This window comes from Pseudomonas sp. KK4 (genome assembly GCF_001984065.1).
Taxonomy (GTDB): Bacteria; Pseudomonadota; Gammaproteobacteria; order Pseudomonadales; family Pseudomonadaceae; genus Aquipseudomonas.
Genome location: NZ_LYVP01000025.1, coordinates 1 through 21,205, shown reverse-complemented (window position 1 = coordinate 21,205; position 21,205 = coordinate 1). Strand labels below are relative to the sequence as shown.

Below are 21,205 nucleotides of genomic sequence, written 5' to 3'. Positions count from 1 at the left end.
CCTGCATTTCGTCTGCAAATTCTTGAAGGGAAAATCGTAAAAGAGTACAAATGTACTCCATGACTACTTTATCTCCCCGCCGTACCGCCATCCTGACCTTCATCCGCGATCGCATCGCGCAGCACGGTCAGTCCCCGAGCCTCGCTGAAATCAGCGAGGCCTTTGGTTTTGCCTCTCGCAGCGTGGCGCGCAAGCATGTGCTGGCGCTGACCGAAGCCGGTTTCATCGAGGTCAACCCGCATCAGGCCCGGGGCATTCGCCTGCTCGGGCAGCCGGCGCGTCCCGAGTTGCTGGACGTTCCGGTCCTCGGCCGGGTAGCGGCCGGTGCGCCCATCGGAGCCGATGCCGATATCCATAGCCGCTTGCTGCTGGACCCGTCGATCTTCTCCCGGGTGCCGGACTACATGTTGCGGGTCCAGGGCGATTCGATGATCGAGGACGGCATCCTCGACGGTGACCTGGTGGGGGTGCACCGCAGCCCCGAGGCGATCAACGGCCAGATCGTCGTGGCGCGCCTCGACGGCGAAGTGACCATCAAGCGTTTCGAGCGGGTCGGCGACAAGGTGCGCCTGTTGCCGCGCAACCCCGCCTACCAGCCGATCAACGTTCAAGCCGACCAGGACCTCGCCATCGAAGGGGTGTTCTGTGGTCTGGTGAGGCAAGGCTGATGGGTGCCGTCGTTGCGCTGGATACGCTGTTCAATGGCGGCCAGGTCTGGAAGGGCAGGCCTGCGCCACCGGCCGCCAGCCCGCAACCCACCGGGCATGCCGCGCTGGACGCGGCGCTGCCCACCGGGGGCTGGCCGGAAGCGGCGCTGAGCGAAATCCTCCTGGCCGGGCAGGGCGTGGGCGAGTTACAACTGGTATGGCCGACGCTGGCGCGATTGTCGGCGGCGGGCGAACGCATCGTGTTGGTGGCGCCGCCGTTCGTGCCCTATCCGCAAGCCTGGCAGAACGCCGGGGTGGACCTGCGTCAGTTGTCGATCATCCAGGCCAGCGAGCGCGATGCCCTGTGGGCGGCGGAACAATGCCTGCGTTCGGGCAGTTGTGGCGCGGTGCTGTGCTGGCCGCACAAGGCCGACGACCGGGCGCTGCGGCGCTTGCAGGTGGCGGCGGAAACCGGCTCGACCCTGGCCTTTGCCTACCGCTCGATCCATGAGGCGATCAACCCGTCACCGGCGGCCCTGCGCATTGCCATCGATGCCAGGCCTGCGCAATTGCGCGTGCTCAAGTGCCGGGGTGGGCTGGCCCGTTCGGCGCCGATTGCCTTCCCCGTGGGGCATTGAGGTTGCCATGCGTTGGGTGTGCATTCTGTTTCCGCAATTGGCGCTGGACGCGGTACTGCGTCAGCGTGACGACCCCGAGCAGCCATTGGCGCTGCTGACCGGCCCGGCCCAGCGCCGGGTGTTGCAGGCGGTCAACGCTGCGGCCCGGGAGCTGGGCCTGCGCCCCGGCCAGTCGATGACGGCCGCCCAGGCGTTGAGCAAGGGCTTTGCCACGGCGGAATACGACGCGGCCGAGATCGAACACTGGCAGCAGTTCCTGGCGGCCTGGGCCTACCGGTTCAGCTCACAGGTCAGCGTGCATTACCCCCGTGCGGTGGTGTTCGAAATCGAGTCCAGCCTGGGGTTGTTCGGCGATTGGCCGCAATTGGAGGCCCGCCTGCGCCGCGAACTCGGCGAACTGGGGTTTCGCCATCGCATCGTCGCCGCGCCCAACCCGGTGGCGGCGCGGATCCTGGCCAACGCCTATGACGGCCTGGTGGTGCCCGACGATCAAGCCTTGCACTATCACCTGGGGCAATTGCCCGTGGACCGCATCGGGCTGCCGGCCACTGTCTCCACCGCCTTGTCGCGCATGGGGCTGCGCACCCTGAACCAGGTGCAGGCGCTGCCCCGGCAAAGCCTGGCCCGGCGTTTCGAGGCCCAAGTGCTCAAGCATCTGGACACCTTGCTCGGGGCACGACGGCTGGCGCTGGCGTTCTACTTGCCGCCGGATCGCTTCGATGTGCGTATCGAGCTCAATTTCGATGTGCAATCCCATCAAGCCTTGCTGTTTCCGCTGCGTCGCTTGACCGGCGACCTCTCGGCGTTCCTCTGCGGGCGTGACAGCGGCGTTCAACGGTTCGACCTGCATCTGGAACATGCGGGGTTGCCGGACAGCGTAATCAAGGTCGGCCTGCTCAGCGCCGAGCGCGATCCGGCGATGCTGTTCGAGCTGGCCCGGGGGCGGCTGGAGCAGGTTCAGGTAGAGGCTCCGGTGCGCGGCTTTCGCCTGCGTGCCGAAGACTTGCCAGCCTTCGTTCCCCAGTCTCAGGAACTGTTCGACGACCGCCCCCAGCAGTCCTTGCCCTGGGAACAACTGCGCGAACGCTTGCGCGCCCGCTTGGGCGATGACGCAGTGCATGGCTTGCGCTTTCAGGCCGATCACCGCCCTGAGTGCGCGTGGCAGGCCAGTGTCGACAGCCAGCGTTGCGCGATCATCCCGGGGGTGCAACGTCCGGGCTGGTTGCTGACTGAACCGCAGGCGGTGCACGAAGCGTCGACCCGTATCCTCATGGGGCCGGAGCGTATCGAGTCCGGCTGGTGGGACGGCGATGATGTGCGCCGGGACTATTACCTGATCGAAACCCGATCCGGCCAACAGGGGTGGGCCTATCGGGCGGTCGGCGAGGACGGCCCGTTATGGTTGCAGGGCTGGTTCGCATGAGCATCGACTACGCCGAACTGCACTGCCTGTCGAACTTCAGTTTCCAGCGCGGTGCCTCCAGTGCCCTCGAGCTGTTCCAACGGGCGAAAAAACAGGGCTATCAGGCCCTGGCGATCACTGACGAATGCACATTGGCCGGTATCGTCCGGGCCTGGCAAGCGGCCAAATCCGTAGCGCTGCCACTGATCATCGGCAGTGAAATGCGCATCGAGGATGGTCCGAAACTGGTGTTGCTGGTGGAGAACCTCGAGGGTTATCAGCACCTGTGCCGGCTGATCACCCGGGCGCGGCGGCGCACGCAGAAGGGGCAGTATCAGGTGCTGCGCGAAGATTTCAGCGAGCCGTTGCCGGGCCTTTTGGTGTTGTGGGTGCCGGATGCCGTGGATGACTTTGCCAGCGGTCACTGGCTCAAACAGACGTTCGCCGAGCGCCTGTGGCTCGCGGTGCAGTTGCATTGCGGACAGGACGATGGGCGACGGCTGAACGCCTTGCTGACGTTGGCCGGTGAGTTGCGAATCCCGGCGGTGGCCAGCGGCGATGTGCACATGCACGCTCGCGGCCGGCGTGCCTTGCAGGACACCATGACCGCCATCCGCCATCATCTGCCGGTGGCCGAGGCCGGGTTGCGTCTGCACCCCAATGGCGAACGGCATCTGCGCAGCCTAGATGTGCTGTCCGCTCTGTATCCGCCGGCGTTATTGCAAGAGTCCGTGAACCTGGCCCGGCGCTGCACCTTCGAGCTGGGGCAGTTGCGTTATCACTACCCCAAAGAGTTGGTGCCCGATGGCCACTCGGCCAGTTCCTGGCTGCGGCATTTGACGAAAGAGGGCGTCGCCTGGCGCTGGAAAAAAGGTGCGCCATTCAAGGTGCTAAGGCAGATCAACAAGGAGCTGAGGCTGATCGCAGAGCTGGGCTATGAAAGCTACTTCCTGACCGTACACGACGTGGTGCGCTTCGCCCGGGAACAGCACATCCTCTGTCAGGGGCGTGGCTCGGCGGCGAACTCGGCGGTGTGCTTTGCCTTGGGCATCACCGAGATCGACCCGGATCGCACCACGTTATTGTTCGAGCGATTCATGTCGAAGGAGCGCAACGAGCCGCCAGATATCGATGTGGATTTCGAGCACGAGCGCCGAGAGGAAGTGCTGCAGTATGTCTTCCGTCGCTATGGCCGGGGCCGCGCCGCCTTGACGGCGGTGGTCAGCACCTACCATGCCGCCGGTGCGGTTCGCGATGTGGCCAAGGCCCTGGGCCTGCCAGCGGACCAGATCAACGCGCTGGCAGACTGTTGTGGACACTGGAGCGACGAAACGCCGCCCGTGGAGCGCTTGCTCGAGGGTGGTTTCGATCCCGAGAGCCCTGTGCTGCGCCGGGTGTTGAGCCTGACCGGGCAACTGATCGGCTTCCCTCGGCACCTGTCGCAGCACCCCGGCGGCTTCGTGATTTCCGAGCAGCCGCTGGACACCCTGGTGCCGGTGGAAAACGCCGCCATGGCTGACCGCACCATCATTCAGTGGGACAAGGACGATCTGGATGCCGTCGGGTTGCTCAAGGTCGATATCCTTGCCCTGGGCATGCTCAGCGCGATTCGTCGTTGTTTCGATCTGCTGCGTCAGCATCGCAACCGCGATCTGAGCCTGGCCACGATTCCGTCCGAAGACCGTGCGACGTACGACATGATCAGCCGCGCCGATACCGTCGGCGTGTTCCAGATCGAGTCGCGGGCGCAGATGTCGATGCTGCCCCGGCTGCGGCCGCAAACCTTCTACGACCTGGTGATCGAGGTGGCCATCGTCCGGCCCGGGCCGATCCAGGGCGGGATGGTGCATCCGTATCTGCGCCGGCGGAACAAGGAAGAGCCGGAGACGTACCCTTCGCCAGCGTTGGAAGTGGTGCTCAAGCGCACCCTCGGCGTACCGCTGTTCCAGGAACAGGTGATGCAAATCGCCATCGTCGCCGCCGATTACAGCCCCGGCGAGGCCGACCAGTTGCGCCGCTCCATGGCGGCCTGGAAGCGTCACGGTGGGCTGGAACCGCACAAGGAGCGGCTGGCTGCCGGCATGAAAAAAAACGGCTATACGGCTGAGTTTGCGGCGCAGATTTTCGAACAGATCAAGGGCTTCGGCAGTTACGGCTTTCCCGAGTCCCACGCCGCCAGTTTCGCCTTGCTGACCTATGCCAGTTGCTGGCTCAAATGCCACGAACCGGCGGCGTTCGCCTGTGCGCTGATCAACAGTTGGCCGATGGGCTTCTACAGCCCGGACCAGATCCTGCAGGACGCGCGCCGCCATCATCTGCAGATTCGCCCGGTGGACGTGCGCGCCAGCGACTGGGATTGCAGCCTGGAACCGATTGCCGGCGCGCAACCGGCGATTCGCATGGGCCTGCGGATGATCAAGGGCTTTCGCGAGGAGGATGCGCGGCGTATCGAGGCGGCACGCGGGCGCGGCGCATTTGCCGACATTGCTGACCTTGGCGAGCGGGCACGCCTGGATGCCCGTGCTCAGGAGCTACTGGCCGATTCCGGGGCGCTGCGCGGCTTGGCCGGTGACCGGCATCGGGCGCGCTGGGAAGTGGCGGGGGTGCAGAGGCAACTGGGGTTGTTCGCCGGTTTGCCGAGGCAGGAAGAGGACGTGGTGTCACTGCCCAAACCCACGGTGGGCGAGGACCTGGTGGCCGATTACAACAGCGTCGGCACCACCCTTGGGCCCCATCCGCTGGCCTTGCTGCGCGGTGAATTGAAAGCCCGGCGCTGCCGCAGCTCGAAGGAGTTGCTGGACGTCGACCACGGCCGCCCGGTCAGCGTCGCCGGCCTGGTCACCGGTCGCCAACGGCCGGGCACCGCCAGTGGCGTGACCTTCGTCACCCTCGAAGACGAATTCGGCAACGTCAACGTGGTGGTCTGGCGCGACCTGGCCGATCGCCAACGCCGGGTACTGGTGGGCTCGCAACTGCTCAAGGTCGACGGCCGCTGGGAAAAAGAGGGCGAAGTACGCCACCTGATCGCCGGCCGCCTGAGTGATTTAAGCGAACTGCTGGACGGCATCACCGTACAAAGCCGGGACTTTCGCTGACCCGCCTCTTGGCGTCAGGACAGTGAGCGAGCGGCTCCAAACAATTGACGTCAATAAACGAATTGGCGCTGTCATCAGTGATGGCACTTTGGCATAATGCCGCTCCTTTACATTCCCTTGGCATCGCAACGCCGGGATACATCTTTTTTTCAGAAGGAATGCTCAATGAGAATGATCTCACGGATGTTGGTTTCAGGCGTCACGATTGCTGTACTGAGCGCGATCGCAGGCTGTGCGACGGAAAGCTCCCGTGCACTGCCGGTGGCCAAGGTCGAAAGCGCCACACAGACCTGGGCGGGTACCCGCATACCCATGGCAGTGGGCAAGTTTGATAACCGCTCCAGCTATATGCGCGGGATCTTTTCCGATGGCGTCGACCGTCTCGGCGGACAGGCCAAGACCATACTGATCACTCATCTGCAACAGACCAACCGTTTCTCCGTTCTAGATCGCGACAACATGGGCGAGATCCAGCAGGAGGCGGCGATCAAGGGCCAGGCCCAACGTCTGAAAGGCGCCGACTATGTTGTGACCGGCGATGTCACCGAGTTTGGTCGCAAAGAGACCGGTGATCATCAGTTGTTCGGCATTCTCGGTCGTGGCAAGACTCAGGTCGCCTACGCCAAGGTCAACCTGAACATCGTCAACATCAGCACTTCCGAAGTGGTGTATTCGACCCAGGGCGCCGGGGAGTACGCCTTGTCCAACCGCGAAATCATCGGCTTCGGTGGCACTGCCGCCTACGACTCGACCCTCAATGGCAAAGTCCTGGATCTGGCCATGCGCGAGGCGATCAATCGCCTGGTGGATGGCATGAACACCGGTGCATGGAAACCGGGTAACTGAACAACATTCATCGCAAGGAGCAACAACCCATGAATCTGTCCCTGTCGCGGTCATTACTGGCCCTGACGCTGGCCGCCAGCGCCCTGCTCGCCGGTTGCAGCAGCCCGAAAACCCTGTACCAGTGGGAAGACTATCAACCCCAAGTCTACGAATACTTCAAAAGCGAAACGCCGAAAGAAGCCCAGGCCGAGGTGCTGGAGCGTGATCTGCAAAAGATCCGTTCCACGGGCAAGAGCGTACCGCCCGGTTATCACGCGCACCTGGGGCTGTTGTACCTGAGCATGGGCAAGGATGATCAGATGGTGCAGCAATTGCGCACCGAAAAAACGCTGTTTCCCGAGTCCGGCCCGTACATGGATTTTCTGCTTAAAAACGCCAGGACAGGAGACGTCAAATGATCCCGCGTACTCTCAAACTGCTGGCCAGCGCCTTGGCGTTGGTCATTCTGGGTGGCTGTGTCGCGCCCAAGACCGTGGATTATTCGGCGTACAAGCAAGCGCGTCCGAAATCCATTCTGGTATTGCCGCCGCTGAACACGTCGCCGGACGTCAAGGCCTCCTACAGCCTGTTGTCGCAAGTGACGTTCCCGTTGGCTGAGGCGGGTTACTACGTGTTGCCGATCACCTTGGTCGATGAAACGTTCCGCCAGAACGGCCTGACCACACCCAATGACATCCATCAAGCACCGACCAACAAGTTGCACGAAATCTTCGGCGCCGACGCTGCGCTGTACGTCACCGTCAGCGAGTACGGTACGCGCTACATGCTGATCAGTAGTGAAACCGCAGTGACGGCCAGCGCCAAACTGGTGGACCTGAAAACCGGCACCACCCTCTGGACCGGCTCGGCGCGGGCTTCGAGCGAAGAGGGCGGCAACAACAGCGGTGGCGGTCTGGTGGGTATGCTGATCTCGGCGGCCGTGAAGCAGATCATCAACAGCGCCACCGACGCCGGTTACCCGATTGCCGGCGTGGCGAGCAATCGCTTGCTGTCGGCCGGACAGCCAGCAGGCCTGCTGTATGGGCCCCGATCGCCAAAGTACGGTACCGATTAACCGCATAGGAACTGCGTGCAGGCCGGGGGGCATTTATTTGCCGACCGGCCAAAACCGCTCCCCACCTCCCGGTGCATCCGTCCAGGCTTGCAGCGATCGGGTCGGCAAGTCGAAATAATCCCGCGTACGCGCATACCCATGGCCGCCCATGCGGCCAATGGCATCCAGCCCCAACTGATCGATATACAGGGTTTTCGGGTCGATCAGTTCGTCTCGCACATGAGCCATCAGCACTTCGCCGAAGATGATCTCTCGCGATTGGCCGATGTTCAGCGCCATCATCCGACGGCATTCCAGGGCCACCGGCGCTTCGCCGATGCGCGGGCATTTGACGGTGGTGCCGGGGATGGCGGTAAGGCCGGCGGCGGTCAGTTCGTCGAAGCCGGGGGCAAAGGGCACGGCGCAGACGTTCATGGCTTCCACCAGGGCATCGCTGACGATGTTGACGGTGAATTCCTGGTTGAGCTGGATGTTGCGCGTGGTGTCCTTGGGGCTTTGGTCACCGTAGTTTTCCACGCCCAACGCGAGGATGGGCGGATCGGCCGACAGCGCGTTGAAGAAGCTGAACGGCGCGGCATTGACCCGGCCCTCGCCATCGACGGTGGTCACCAGGGCAATCGGCCGCGGCACTACGCTGCCGATCAGAATCTTGTATTTGTCCCGCGCACTCAGGGTGCTGAAGTCGAAGCTTTGCATGGCAGATTCTCTAAAGAAGGGGATCGATGGCGCACAGTGGCGCCTGTGCGCTGTAGTCGTCGGCGAACGGGATGGCCGGCTGGAACAGACCTTTCCAGTCCGGCTGGCCGAAGGCCCGATCGCTGTGACTGCGCATCAGTGTTTCGAATTGTCGTTGGGCCTGGCGTTGCAGGGTGGGGTAGTCGATGCCGTTGACCTGGCCGTCCTGCATCACGCAGCGGCCGTCGATGTAACTGGCGATGCAGTCGTCGCCGCGGCCTGCCAGAACGAGGTTTTTCAGCGGATCGAACAGCGGCCCCAGATGCATACCCCGCAGGTTGAACACTGTGATATCGGCCTTGCACCCCGGCGCCAGTCGCCCGAGATCATCACGTCCAAGGGCTCTGGCGCCGCCGAGGGTGGCAGCGTTGTACAGGTCCAGCGTGCTGGTCAGCGAACTGCCGCCCTCCATCAAGCGGGCGATGTTCAAGCCCTGACGCATGTTGTCCAGCAGATCCGCGGGCCAGGTGTCGGTGCCCAACGCAACGTTGATGCCCCGGGCCCGATAGCGGCCAAAGGAATTCAGTGCCTCGCCATCCCGGGCGAACACCACCGGGCAATGCACCAGGCTCGCGCCGCCATCCACCACCCGTTGCAAGTCGTCATCGCCACGGGTGTAGATGCCATGGGGCAGCAGGCTGCGCGGCGTCAGAAGCCCAAGCGCCTGCAACCAGCCCAAGGGCGAAGCACCGCGCAATTGCTCGACCATCGCCACTTCACCCAGGCCCTGGCAGCAATGCAAACGCATTGGCGCGTTCAGTTCACGGCTCAAGGCAGCCGTGCGTTGCAACAGCGCCGGCGTGCAGGTCTGGATACGGTCCGGCAAAAGCGCACCACGGATCAGGCCATTGCTGGCCCCGTCGAAATCCCGAAAAAACCGTTCAGCCGCACACAGCCCGGCCAGCCCCCGTGGCTCATCCCAGTGATGCTCCAGCGTACCGTCGGCCTGCCAGTAACTCATGCCGCTCATGTAGCAGGGACCAAGGTACGTGCGCAGCCCCAGTTCGGCAGCGACGCCCGCCACCGCGGCAAACTCGTCGTAGGTTTCCGCCCACTCGCGGTAGTACATCGAGGTGATCGGCATGGCCGTGGTGATGCCGTTGCGGATCAACTGGGTGAAGGCATAGCGGTACTTGAAAACCTCTTCATCGGCGCTGTAACTCTCCCGTGGGCCGCGGGCCAAATACTGCGCCGACCACATCCGGCCCATGTCGCGCTCGTCGCCGTTGTCCAGGGTCAGCACGGTGGAATCCAGATCGCCCAGCGCATCCAGGTCGATGAACCCGGGGCCGATCAGCGCATTGCCGTAGTCGATCCACTGATCCACCGTCCCCGGATAGTCACGCCCGACAAACACAACGCGCGAGCCTTCGAACACCACCTCACCGTCGCGCCACAGCACATGTTGCGTGCCGTCGAAGCCGACCACGCAACGGCTCTTCAGACCGACACGTTTCACAGACGACTGTCCAGCAAACGACCGCCCGCGGCGATCAACTGCCCGGCGCGATACACCTGGCGTTGCGGCCGCGAGACCACCGCCTCACCGAGGGTCTGCACCGGCATCAGCAGAAAGTCCGCCGGCCGACCGATCTCCACGCCATACCCTGAACAGCCCAGCGCCCGGGCGCCATTGACGGTGGCCGCGTCGAACGCCGCCGCCAGCTCCTCGTCCTTGTTCAGATCGAAACGAAACGCCAGCAGCATCGCCCGTTCCAGCATGTCGCCGTTGCCCATGGGCGACCAGGCATCGCGAATGCCATCGGAGCCCAGACATACGTTGACCCCCATCTCACGCAGGGCGAGGAATGGCGGCACCGCGCAATCGGCCGGGGCGGAGCTCATCAGGGAAATCCCCAGCGCCGCCAGACGCTCGGCCACCGGTTTGACCTGGCTCCACGGCAGCATGCCCAGGCAGTACGCATGACTGATCATCACCCGGCCCTGAAGGGCAAAGCGTTCGGTGTAGTCGGCGATCAACGCGATCTGCCACAGCCCCAGTTCACCTTTGTCATGCAGATGAATGTCGACGCCACGGTCGAACTCCGACGCCAGTTTGAACACGACGTCCAGTTGCGCGATGGGGTCGTTGTCGATGCCGCAGGGGTCCAGGCCGCCGACGTTTTCCACGCCCAGGGCCATGGCTTCGCGCATCAGTTCGGCGGTACCGGGGCGGCTGATCAGGCCGGTTTGCGGGAACACCACCAGTTGCAGGTCGATCAGGTCGCGATAGCGTTCGCGCAGTTGTTGCATGGCCTCGACGTGGCGCAGGCCGAATTCCGGGTCGATGTCGACGTGGCAGCGCAGGGTCAGCGAGCCACGGGCGATGCAGTTTTCCAGCAGGGCACCGGCACGGTGGGCGATGGGCGTGGTGACTTCACGCAGGATGCGCCGTTCGTTGGCGATGTAGTCCTTGAGGGTCGGGCCGGCGCTGTTCGGGCGCCAGGGCTGGCCCCATAGGGTCTTGTCCAGGTGCACGTGGCTTTCCACCAGGGCACCGGTGAGCAATTGGTTCTGGCCGTCGATGTCGGTGGCCAGCAGTTCGCGGGTCGAGGCCGGGCGGCGTTCGGTGAAGCGGCCGTTCTCGATCAGCAGGTCTTCGGCGGGGGCGCCGTAGGGGCGTACGTTGCGTAGCCAGCGGGGGTGGGTCATACAAACCTCATTAAGGTATTAGATTTTGTAGTGCCTGGGCGGGCCTTTTCGCGAGCAAGCCCGCTCCCACAGGGTTCGGCGGTGTTCACAAATGTTGTGATCGACGCCCGCCTGTGGTGTGTGGGAGGGCCTCTTCGCGAGCAAGCCCGCTCCCACAGGGTTTGGGGGTGTTCACAAATGTTGTGATCGACGCCATTCATTGTGGGAGCGGGCTTGCTCGCGAAGGCCGCGACGCGGTCTCAAGTCAGGCAATCAGCCCTTGAGCTTCGCCCAGATCCGATCCTGCAGTTCGCGGGCCTTGTTGCTGCACTCTTTTTCGGGGCGCAGGCGCGAGGCGAATGCTTCGGGCATGTTGATGGCGTCCATCACACGCCATTTCGCATCGATCAACTTGTCGCTCTGGATGCCGTTGTCATAGGCGATGGCGTTGGACACCGCGGCGGCGTTTTCCGGTTTCATCATCCAGTCGATGAAAATCTTCGCGTTGCCCGGGTGCGGCGCACTTTTCGGTACGGCGAAGTTGTCCTGGAACATCGCCAGGCCTTCCTTCGGGTACACGTACTTGATGGTGCTTTTCTGCAAGGTGGCCCGGGCCGTGGAGCCGTTCCAGTTCTGCATCATGATCACCTCGCCGGAGGCCATGCGGTCGACGGTGTTGTCCGAGCTGTACATCTTCAGGAAGGGCTTCTGTTTTTGCAGCAGCTCGAGGATGCGCTTGGCGTCCTGCGGGTTTTCGCTGCATTCGTCGACGTTCAGGTAATGGCTGGCGGCATTGATCACGCTGCTGGAGGTGTCGAGGGCGGCCAGTTGGCCTTGCAGTTCCTTGCGCGGCTCGAAGAACTCTTTCCACGAATCGTCCAGCTTGCCGCCAGGCACCCGCGCACTGTCATAGGAAAACCCGGTGGTGCCCCACAGGTACGGCGCAGAGAATTTACGGCCAGGGTCGAAGCTCGGGTCGCGGAACGCCGGTTTCACGTACTGGAAGTTGGGCAGGGTCGAGGCGTCGATTTCCAGCAACAGGTCCTGGTTGATCAGGGTGCGCATGATCGACTGCGACGGCACGATCACGTCATAGGCCGCGCCACCGGCCTGCAACTTGGCCAGCAGGGTTTCGTTGCTGTCGTAGCCGTCCATGGTGACCTTGATCCCGGTCTCCTTTTCGAACTTGGCCAGCAGGTCCACCGGGTAGTAGTCGGTCCAGTTGTAGAAGAACAGCTCCTTGGGCTCGGCGGCCTGGGCGGTAAAAACGGTGAAGCAACTGAGGGCCAGACCGGCGACGCCGTAACCAATGTTTTTCAGTTTCATGCAAGAACGCTCCAGGCTCATTGTTGTTTGCCGCGCTGTCCCAGCCAGAAGGCCAGCACCACCAGCACGATGGAAATCACCAGCATCAGGGTCGAGATCGCGTTGATCTCCGGCGTCACGCCGGCCTTGATCGCCGAGAAGATGTACACCGGCAGGGTGGTCGAACCCGGCCCGGCGACAAAAAACGTCATGATGAAATCGTCCAGGCTGACCACGAACGCCAGCACCGAACCGGACAGCACCGCCGGCCACAACAGCGGCAGCGTCACCCGGCGAAACACCTGCCAGGGGTTGGCGTACAGGTCGTTCGCCGCCTCCAGCAGGCTCTTGTCCAGGTCATTGAGCCGCGCGCGGATCGGCAAGTAGGCGAACGGAATGCAGAAGCCGATGTGCGCGACGATCACCGTCAGCAAGCCGAGCTTGATCCCCAGCGCCATGAACAGCAGCAGGGTGGCCACGGCGGTGACGATCTCCGGCAGGATCAGCGGCAGGTTGATCCCGCCCTCGACCATCTTCTGCCCATAGAACGGCCGGTAGGTTGCCAGCGCCGCCAGCAGCGCAATGGCGGTGGCGCAGACCGTGGCGATGCTGGCGACGATGATCGAGTTCAGCGCCGCAGTCTGGATCGACGGGTTGGCCAGGATCCGCCCGTACCAAGCGAACGAAAACTCGGTCCAGACCGTCGCCGAGCGGTTGGCGTTGAAGCTGTAGGCGATCAGCACGAAGATCGGCAGGTACAGGTAGGCCAGGATCAGCAGGCTGACTTCCCGGGTCATCGGCAGTTTTTTCAGGTGCAGGGCAATCATGCGGTGGCTCCCCGGCTTTTGAGGGTTTTGGCGGCGCTGCGGCTGTACAGGGCGTACAGCACCAGCGACAGCAGCAGAATCCCCAGCAACAGGAACGACAGCGAACTGCCCAAGGGCCAGTTGCGCGCCGTGCCGAACTGCTGCTGGATCAGGTTGCCGATCATCAGCGTCTTGCCGCCGCCGAGAATCGCCGGGGTAATGAAGGCGCCGAGGCTCGGCACGAACACCAACAGAGCACCGGCAATCACCCCCGGCATCGACAGCGGCAGAATGATCCGCCGCAACGCGTGCCAGCGATTGGCCCCCAGGTCGTAGGCCGCTTCCACCAGGCGCCAGTCGAGTTTTTCCAGGGTTGAATAGATCGGCAGGATCATGAACGGCAGGAAGCTGTAGACCAGCCCGACGCTGACCGCGAAGTCGTTGTAGAGCAGGGTGATGCCGCCGGCCGAAGGGAACAGCGCATTGATCGTCTGGGCCACCCAGCCCTGCTCGCGCAGGATGATCAGCCAGGCGTAGTTGCGGATCAGCAGGTTGGTCCAGAACGGAATGGTGATCAGCAACACCATCAGGTTGCGCCGACGCGGTGTCAGGCTTGACATCCACAACGCCACCGGAAAACCGAACAGGAAACACAGCACCGTGGTGCCGCCGGCCTGGAACACCGAGCGGATCAGCGCCTGGGCGTAGACCCAGTTCAGCTCCAGCTCACCGTCGAAGCCTTCCTGGAAAAACAGCTGCACGTAGCTTTGCAATTGCCAATTGGCCTGCCAGTCAACGCCGCCGTAAACGTTGCGCGGCAGCAGGCTGATGTAGCCCATGATCCCCAGCGGAATGGCGATCAGGGCTAGCAGGGTCAGCACCACCGGGCTGAGCAACAGCGCCCGGTTGAGGGCTGGAGAAGTGCTACTGACGCTCATCTCAGGCCTCCATCAGCAGGCAGGCATGGGGCGGCAGGTTGACCGCCACGCGATCGCCGACCCCGCGATTGCGGGCCAGGCCTTCGTTGTTCTCCCGCAGCATGACCTTGATGTCATTGTTCAGGCGGCACTGGTAGAGGGTCGCGGTGCCGACGTACAGCACCGCTTCGATCACCCCGCGCAGGTGATGCGGTTGGGTCGGGTCCACCAGTTGCGAGCGTTCCGGGCGAAACGCCAGTTGCACCTTGCCGTCGATGCCCTGGGCCGGGCAGGGGATTTCCACCGGCATGCCGCTGGGCACGAACAGGTTTTCGTTGTGCTGGCCGCGCTTGAGGTGGCCGGGCAGGAAGTTGATATCGCCGATGAACTGGGCAACGAACTGGTGCTTGGGGTGTTCGTAGATTTCGTTCGGGGTGCCGATCTGCAGGATCTTGCCGGCGGACATCACCGCGATGCGATCGGACAGAGTCAGGGCTTCTTCCTGATCGTGGGTGACGAAAATGAAGGTGATGCCGGCTTCTTTCTGTACGCGCTTGAGTTCGACCTGCATTTCCTTGCGCAGCTTGAGGTCCAGCGCCGACAGCGGTTCATCGAGCAACAGCACCTTTGGTTTCGGCGCCAAGGCCCGGGCCAGAGCCACCCGTTGCTGCTGACCACCGGACAGTTCCGCCGGTTTGCGTCGCGCCAGGTGCTGCATTTGCACCAGCGCCAGCATTTCATCGACTCGCTGCGGGATCAGCTTGCGTTCAAGACCCTGCATCTCGAGGCCGAAGGCGATATTCTGCGCGACACTCATGTGCGGAAACAGCGCGTAACTCTGGAACACCGTGTTGACCCGACGCTTGAACGGCGGCAGGTCATTGACCGGTTCGCCGGCGAGGCGGATTTCACCCTCGCTGACATGCTCGAAACCGGCGATGGTGCGCAGCAGGGTGGTCTTGCCGCAGCCGGAGGGGCCAAGCAGGGTGAAGAACTCGTTGTCGGCAATGTCCACCGAGACGTTGTCCAGGGCTGGCGCCAATCCTGGATCGTCGGAATAGCGTTTTGAGACGTTACGCACTTCGATTGCAACTGGATGACCCATAATGGTGCATTCCTCTAATTATTGTATGCAAAATCTGGATGCAATTTAGAAATACCCGGATTAACCTGCTGGTGCAACCCCCTTTTTCGATGGCTGTGCATTCGCCAGGGGGCAATTGCCAAGCGCTGAAGGAGTCATTCAATGGCCGAAAAGAAATTGGAAACCACGGTCGACCGCGTCTACCAAGGGGTTTACGAGGCGATCAGCAAGCGTTCGTTGCGCCCGGGAATGAAGCTCGGTGAGGCATCGCTGGCCGAGCTTTTCAACGTCAGCCGCACGTCGGTTCGGGCGGCGCTCAAGCAATTGGAAGCCGATGGGCTGGTCACCACCGAGCCCAATAAAGGTGCGTCGGTGTCCTTGCCCAGTGATGAAGAGATTCGTTCGCTGTTCGAAACCCGACGCCTGGTCGAGATCGGCATCGTCAGCGAGCTGTGCCGGCGTCGCGACACCGCCGTGACCCAGGACCTGCGCGATCATTTGTTGCTGGAGGACGAGGCGCACCAGAGCGGCGACCACGAACGGCTGATTCATCTGCTCGGCGAGTTCCATATCAAACTGGCCCGCAGCCTAAACAACCCGGTGCTGCTGGACTGGTTCCAGAAGTTGATTTCCCGGGCCTCGCTGTATGCCGCCGCGCTGGATGACGACAGCCACGAAGCCTGTCGCGACGATGAACACCTGCGCCTGATCGAATACATCGAAGCCGGCAACCAGAGCGCGGCGATCGAGTTGACCTGCATGCATCTGAACGGCATCGAGAAAGCCATCCTCGACGTCGCCGCCACCCTCAAAACCAGCTATAACCCGCTCAAGCACCTGATAGAGGTGTGACACCGACGATCAAAATGTGAGAGCGGGGTTGCTCGCGAAAACGGTGTGTCAGCCAGCATCCATGTCGGCTGACGCACCGTTTTCGCGAGCAAGCCCGCTCCCACAGGGGGCGATGCAAATCACAGGTTTGCAGTGATTGAGATGGGCCACTGAAATCAGCTATACCTCTATGAAACCATTGCCCCGCGCCATGCTCGAAACAATCGGGTGCAATTACCGGGACTCAGCCAGCCAATGCAGTTTCTAGACAATAGCCACGGATGTGCCGGTTGGAGCGGCGAAATGGCCGAGCGCATCCGTGCGTTCGACTGGGGCACCACCGAGCTTGGGAATATCGATAGCTGGCCCAGGAGCCTGAGCAGCACGGTGCAAATGATGCTCGCCTCGCCGTTGCCGATGGTGATGCTGTGGGGCCGGGCCGGCTACATGATCTACAACGATGCCTATTCGGTGTTCGCCGGCGGGCGCCATCCTTATCTGTTGGGTTCACCGGTGGAAATGGGCTGGCCGGAAGTCGCCGAGTTCAACCGGCATGTGGTCGATACCTGTCTGGCGGGCGGCACCTTGTCCTATCGCAACAAAGAACTGGTGCTGTTGCGTGACGGCGTTCCCGAGGAAGTGTGGCTGGACCTTTACTACAGCCCGGTCGCCAACGACGATGGCTTGCCGGCCGGGGTCATGGCCATGGTGGTCGACACCACCGAATTCGTGATTTCCGAGCGCCTGCGCCAGGCCGCTGAAAACGCCTATCGCGCCGACAACGAGCGGGTACGCCTGGCTCTCAATGCCGGGGCCTTGCTCGGCTCGTTCGTCTGGGACATCAAGGCCAACGTGCTCAGCGGCGATGAGCGATTTGCCCGGACATTTTCCTATCCCCCCGGGCAACCGCTGGACAGCCTGCCCCAGGACATCGCTGAACAACGCATCCACCCCGATGATATTGCCTGGGTGCAGGAGCAAGTCGTGCGCTCGGTGCAGACCGGTGCGCCTTTCAACGCGGAATACCGGATATTGCGACCGGACGGCAGCTACCTGTGGGTATTGGCCAGCGGGTGTTGCGAGTTCGATGAGCAGGGTGAAGCCTTCCGCTTCCCTGGGGTGCTGATCGACATCGATGAGCGCAAGATCGCTGAAGAGTCGTTGCTCAGGTTCACCCGCAACCTGGAGCAGCGCGTAGCCGCCGAAGTGGAGGCGCGGCTGGCAGCCGAAGAGCAATTGCGTCAATCGCAGAAACTCGAAGCCATCGGTGGACTCACCGGTGGCGTGGCGCACGATTTCAATAACCTGCTGCAGGTGATTGCCGGCAATCTGCATTTGCTGGCGCGACACGAACCGGACAACCCCAACGTACAACGGCGGGTCAGCGCTTCGATTGCCGCCGTCGAGCGCGGCGCCAAACTGTCTGCGCAATTGCTCGCGTTTGCCCGTCGCCAGCCGCTGTCCCCGGCGATCTGTGCGCCGCAGCAGATCTTCGACGGCCTGGGCGAGTTGCTCCAGCGCGCGCTGGGGGAAACCATTCAGATGCAGATGAGCGTCGCCGCCGATACCTGGCCGATTTTTGTCGATCGCAATCAACTGGAAAACACCATTCTCAACCTGACGATCAATGCCCGTGATGCGATGAAAGGCGAGGGGACCATTGGGCTTTGTGCCGAGAACGTGAGCCTTGATTCGTCGTTCTGCGCGGGCAAGGGCATGGTCGCCGGTGACTACGTCTGTGTGACGGTGGCAGACACGGGCGCAGGCATGTCACCGCAGGTACTGGCCCAGGCGTTCGAGCCGTTTTTTACCACCAAGCCTGACGGTCAGGGTACCGGGCTGGGGTTGAGCATGGTGTTCGGTTTCGTCAAGCAGAGCGGCGGGCATGTCGAGATGTCCAGCGTCATGGGCCAGGGCACCCGGGTTCAGCTGTATTTCCCCCGTAGCCTGCGCTCGGTGCCCCACGAACCGAAGGTCCTCGATGTGCAGCAACAGGGCGGCCATGAACGGATTCTGGTGGTCGAGGACAATGACGCGGTGCGGGCCTCCACGGTAGATCTGTTGCGCGAGGAGGGTTATCAGGTGCTGACGGCAGCCAATGCCGATATCGCCATGCAGATGCTGCTCGAAGGCGTGGTGGTGGACCTGATCTTCACCGACGTGGTCATGCCCGGCCTGATCAAGAGCTCGGACCTGGCGGCCTGGGCCAAGGTAAAAATCCCGCCGGTGGCCGTGCTGTTCACCTCGGGCCACACCCGTGACATCATCTCGCGCAACCACCAACTCAGCCCCGACACCCATTTGCTGAGCAAACCCTACAGCCCGCAGGCGCTGACCCAAATGATCCGCATGGTGCTCAACGGCTGAACACATCCAGTTCTGCAGGAGCCGAGCTTGCTCGCGATGGCGGTGTGTCAGACCAGACGCCATCGCGAGCAAGCTCGGCTCCTACAGGATCGCTCACCTTCAATTAAAGGCCGCCCGATGAACTCCAACCGAACCGCAACCCCTCCCTCAGGCATGGTCAGGGTGCGCGGCGCCCGGGAGCACAACCTCAAGAACGTCGATGTCGATATTCCCCGTGATGCCCTGGTGGTGTTCACCGGGGTGTCCGGGTCGGGCAAGTCGTCGCTGGCGTTTTCCACGCTCTACGCCGAGGCACAGCGCCGTTATTTCGAATCCGTGGCGCCGTATGCGCGGCGCCTGATCGATCAGGTCGGGGTGCCGGATGTAGATTCCATCGAAGGCCTGCCGCCAGCCGTGGCCCTGCAGCAACAACGGGGCACGCCCAGCACACGCTCGTCGGTGGGCAGCGTCACCACCCTGTCGAGTCTGATCCGCATGTTGTATTCCCGCGCCGGCAGTTACCCGGCGGGTCAGCCGATGCTCTATGCCGAGGACTTTTCGCCAAACACGCCCCAGGGCGCGTGCCCCGAATGCCATGGCCTGGGCCGGGTGTACGAGGTCACGGAAGCCTTGATGGTGCCGGACCCGAACCTGACCATTCGCCAGCGTGCAGTGGCGTCCTGGCCGTTGGCCTGGCAGGGCCAGAACCTGCGGGACATCCTGGTGACCATGGGCATCGACGTCGATATCCCATGGCGAAAACTGCCGAAAAAACAGCGGGACTGGATTCTCTTCACCGAGGAGACCCCCACGGTGCCGGTGTATGCCGGGCTCACCCCGGAGGAAACCCGCGTCGCCCTCAAGCGCAAGATGGAGCCCAGTTACCAGGGCACGTTCACCGGCGCCCGGCGCTACATCCTGCACACCTTTACCCATTCGCAAAGTGCGCTGATGAAGAAGCGCGTCTCGCAATTCATGCTCGGCAGCCCCTGCCCGTTGTGCGAAGGCAAACGCCTCAAGCGCGAGGCGTTGTCGGTGACTTTTGCCGGTTACGACATCGGTGAGTTGTCGCAGATGCCGTTGCTGCAGGTGGCCGATGTGCTCAGGCCGGTGGCGGCCGAGCACTATCTGGAGGAAGGTGAAGAGGCCGGCGAAGTGCTGAGCCACAGCCAGACTCGACAGGCCCGTGAACAGCGGGTGGCCCACGGCGCCAGCTGTCACGCCAATGCCCCGGACGTGCGGCACACGCCGAACCTGTCGGTGGAAAAACGCCTGGCGGCGCAACGCATCGCCCAGGATTTGCTGGAGCGAGTCAGCACCCTGACCGACCTGGGCCTGGGTTATCTGGCACTGGAACGCAGCACGCCGACACTGTCCTCCGGTGAATTGCAACGCCTGCGCCTGGCCACGCAATTGGGGTCGCAGTTGTTCGGGGTGATCTACGTATTGGACGAGCCGTCGGCGGGTTTGCATCCGGCCGATGGCGAGGCGTTGTTCGACGCGCTGCAACGCTTGAAAGCGGCCGGCAATACCTTGTTCGTCGTCGAACATGACGTGGAAACCATGCGCCGCGCCGACTGGTTGATCGACGTCGGTCCGGCGGCGGGTGAACATGGCGGCCAGGTGCTGTACAGCGGCGCGCCGGCCGGTCTGGCGGACGTGGCCGAATCGCAAACCCGCGCCTATCTGTTTGCTGCGCCCGTCAGCAACCACCGAACAGCGCGCACGGCCAGCGACTGGCTGCGGCTGGAAGGCATCACTCGCAATAACCTGAACGACCTCAGCGTCGAGTTTCCTTTGGGTTGTTTTACCTCGGTGACCGGGGTGTCGGGTTCGGGCAAATCGAGCCTGGTGAGTCAGGCGCTGCTGGAACTGGTGGGCGCGCATCTCGGGCGTCCACCGGCCGACATTGAGGCTCAAGAGCCGAGCCTGGAAGACGATGCGCCGCAAACCAGCGGCGGCCAGGTCACGGCAGGGCTGGCGTCGATCAAGCGTTTGGTGCAAGTCGACCAGAAACCCATCGGCCGCACGCCGCGTTCGAACCTGGCGACCTACACCGGGCTGTTCGACAACGTGCGCAAGCTCTACGCCGCCACGCCTGACGCCCAGGCCGCGGGATATGACGCCGGGCAGTTTTCCTTCAACGTCGCCAAGGGCCGCTGTCCGACCTGTGAGGGCGAGGGTTTTGTCAGCGTTGAATTGCTGTTCATGCCCAGCGTCTACGCACCGTGCCCGACCTGCCACGGCGCCCGATACAACCCGGACACCCTGGCGATCCACTGGCAGGGCCGCAACATCGCCCAGGTGCTGCAATTGACCGTCGATGAAGCGGTGCAGGTGTTCGCCGAACAACCGGGCGTGCGTCGATCGCTGGAGGTGTTGAGGGACATCGGCCTGGGCTATCTGCGCCTTGGCCAACCGGCGACAGAGCTGTCCGGTGGCGAGGCCCAACGCATCAAACTGGCCACCGAGCTGCAGCGCAACCCGCGAGGGGCAACCCTGTATGTGCTCGACGAACCCACCACCGGCCTGCACCCAAGGGACGTCGATCGACTGCTGGAGCAGTTGAACAACCTGGTGACGGCGGGCCACACGGTGATCGTGGTGGAGCATGAAATGCGCGTGGTGGCGCAGAGCGACTGGGTGATCGACATCGGCCCAGGGGCGGGGGATCAGGGCGGCAAAATCGTGGTGGCCGGCACGCCGCAGAAAGTGGCGAAAAGCAAGAAAAGCCGCACGGCACCATTCCTCGCCAAAGTACTCGGATGATCGCGCCCCTGTGGGAACGAGCCTGCTCGCGATGGCGAGGGGGCAGTCGCCGGCGATGTTGAAAGTGCCGGCCTCTTCGCGAGCAAGCCCGCTCCCACA

At 63.0% G+C, this 21,205-nt stretch carries 17 protein-coding genes; 10 read left to right on the top strand and 7 right to left on the bottom strand.

Going from position 1 to position 21,205, the window contains the following annotated elements; genetic code table 11:
• The first annotated feature begins 50 nt into the window (after positions 1-50).
• The 7 genes from lexA (at position 51) to B0W55_RS11475 (ending at position 7,682) form a co-directional block, all read left to right on the top strand.
• Positions 51-668, top strand: coding sequence for a transcriptional repressor LexA (gene lexA / locus B0W55_RS11505; protein WP_077046122.1), 618 nt, complete (start codon positions 51-53; stop codon positions 666-668).
• The gene (gene imuA / locus B0W55_RS11500; protein WP_077046121.1) at positions 668-1,285 is read left to right on the top strand and encodes a translesion DNA synthesis-associated protein ImuA; all 618 of its coding nucleotides are present in this window, start codon (positions 668-670) and stop codon (positions 1,283-1,285) included. Before lexA ends, imuA begins: the two co-directional genes overlap by 1 nt.
• A 7-nt stretch (positions 1,286-1,292) precedes the next feature.
• Positions 1,293-2,708 (top strand): DNA polymerase Y family protein, encoded by a 1,416-nt coding sequence (locus B0W55_RS11495; RefSeq protein WP_077046120.1) that lies wholly within the window; start codon positions 1,293-1,295, stop codon positions 2,706-2,708.
• Positions 2,684-5,782 (top strand): error-prone DNA polymerase, encoded by a 3,099-nt coding sequence (locus B0W55_RS11490; RefSeq protein WP_218189762.1) that lies wholly within the window; start codon positions 2,684-2,686, stop codon positions 5,780-5,782. Before B0W55_RS11495 ends, B0W55_RS11490 begins: the two co-directional genes overlap by 25 nt.
• Before the next feature lie 165 nt (positions 5,783-5,947).
• The gene (locus B0W55_RS11485) at positions 5,948-6,628 is read left to right on the top strand and encodes a CsgG/HfaB family protein (RefSeq protein ID WP_077046119.1); all 681 of its coding nucleotides are present in this window, start codon (positions 5,948-5,950) and stop codon (positions 6,626-6,628) included.
• A 29-nt stretch (positions 6,629-6,657) separates the two neighbouring features.
• Positions 6,658-7,026 carry a DUF4810 domain-containing protein gene (locus tag B0W55_RS11480; protein WP_077046118.1) on the top strand — a complete coding sequence of 123 codons (369 nt, stop codon included), beginning with the start codon at positions 6,658-6,660 and terminating at the stop codon, positions 7,024-7,026.
• Positions 7,023-7,682, top strand: a complete 660-nt coding sequence (locus B0W55_RS11475) for a DUF799 domain-containing protein (RefSeq protein WP_077046117.1) — start codon at positions 7,023-7,025, stop codon at positions 7,680-7,682. The genes B0W55_RS11480 and B0W55_RS11475 overlap by 4 nt, the downstream gene beginning before the upstream one ends.
• Positions 7,683-7,715: 33 nt before the next feature.
• Here B0W55_RS11475 and B0W55_RS11470 read toward each other — a convergent pair whose 3' ends face one another.
• The 7 genes from B0W55_RS11470 to B0W55_RS11440 all read right to left on the bottom strand — a co-directional run bounded on the left by B0W55_RS11470 (position 7,716) and on the right by B0W55_RS11440 (position 15,181).
• Positions 7,716-8,378 carry a flavin reductase family protein gene (locus B0W55_RS11470; protein ID WP_077046116.1) on the bottom strand — a complete coding sequence of 221 codons (663 nt, stop codon included), beginning with the start codon at positions 8,376-8,378 and terminating at the stop codon, positions 7,716-7,718.
• A 10-nt stretch (positions 8,379-8,388) separates the two neighbouring features.
• On the bottom strand, positions 8,389-9,876 hold the full coding sequence (locus tag B0W55_RS11465; protein WP_077046115.1) for an amidohydrolase family protein: 1,488 nt from the start codon (positions 9,874-9,876) through the stop codon (positions 8,389-8,391).
• Positions 9,873-11,069, bottom strand: a complete 1,197-nt coding sequence (locus B0W55_RS11460; protein ID WP_077046114.1) for an amidohydrolase family protein — start codon at positions 11,067-11,069, stop codon at positions 9,873-9,875. The genes B0W55_RS11465 and B0W55_RS11460 overlap by 4 nt, the downstream gene beginning before the upstream one ends.
• 252 nt (positions 11,070-11,321) lie before the next feature.
• Positions 11,322-12,374, bottom strand: coding sequence for an extracellular solute-binding protein (locus B0W55_RS11455; protein WP_077046113.1), 1,053 nt, complete (start codon positions 12,372-12,374; stop codon positions 11,322-11,324).
• 17 nt (positions 12,375-12,391) lie between these two features.
• Complete coding sequence (locus B0W55_RS11450) at positions 12,392-13,180, bottom strand: ABC transporter permease (RefSeq protein WP_059405972.1); 789 nt, start codon at positions 13,178-13,180, stop codon at positions 12,392-12,394.
• A complete protein-coding gene (locus B0W55_RS11445; RefSeq protein ID WP_077046112.1) occupies positions 13,177-14,097 on the bottom strand; it encodes an ABC transporter permease in 921 nt (306 codons plus the stop codon). The genes B0W55_RS11450 and B0W55_RS11445 overlap by 4 nt, the downstream gene beginning before the upstream one ends.
• A gap of 1 nt (position 14,098) precedes the next feature.
• On the bottom strand, positions 14,099-15,181 hold the full coding sequence (locus B0W55_RS11440) for an ABC transporter ATP-binding protein (protein WP_077046111.1): 1,083 nt from the start codon (positions 15,179-15,181) through the stop codon (positions 14,099-14,101).
• 141 nt (positions 15,182-15,322) lie between these two features.
• Here B0W55_RS11440 and B0W55_RS11435 point away from each other — a divergent pair, with 141 nt between their 5' ends.
• From B0W55_RS11435 to B0W55_RS11425, 3 genes are all read left to right on the top strand, one after another.
• Positions 15,323-16,012 carry a GntR family transcriptional regulator gene (locus B0W55_RS11435; RefSeq protein ID WP_077046110.1) on the top strand — a complete coding sequence of 230 codons (690 nt, stop codon included), beginning with the start codon at positions 15,323-15,325 and terminating at the stop codon, positions 16,010-16,012.
• 234 nt (positions 16,013-16,246) lie between these two features.
• On the top strand, positions 16,247-18,358 hold the full coding sequence (locus tag B0W55_RS11430) for a PAS domain-containing sensor histidine kinase (protein WP_077046109.1): 2,112 nt from the start codon (positions 16,247-16,249) through the stop codon (positions 18,356-18,358).
• A gap of 117 nt (positions 18,359-18,475) precedes the next feature.
• Positions 18,476-21,106, top strand: a complete 2,631-nt coding sequence (locus B0W55_RS11425; RefSeq protein ID WP_077046108.1) for an excinuclease ABC subunit UvrA — start codon at positions 18,476-18,478, stop codon at positions 21,104-21,106.
• The last annotated feature ends 99 nt before the right edge of the window (positions 21,107-21,205 follow it).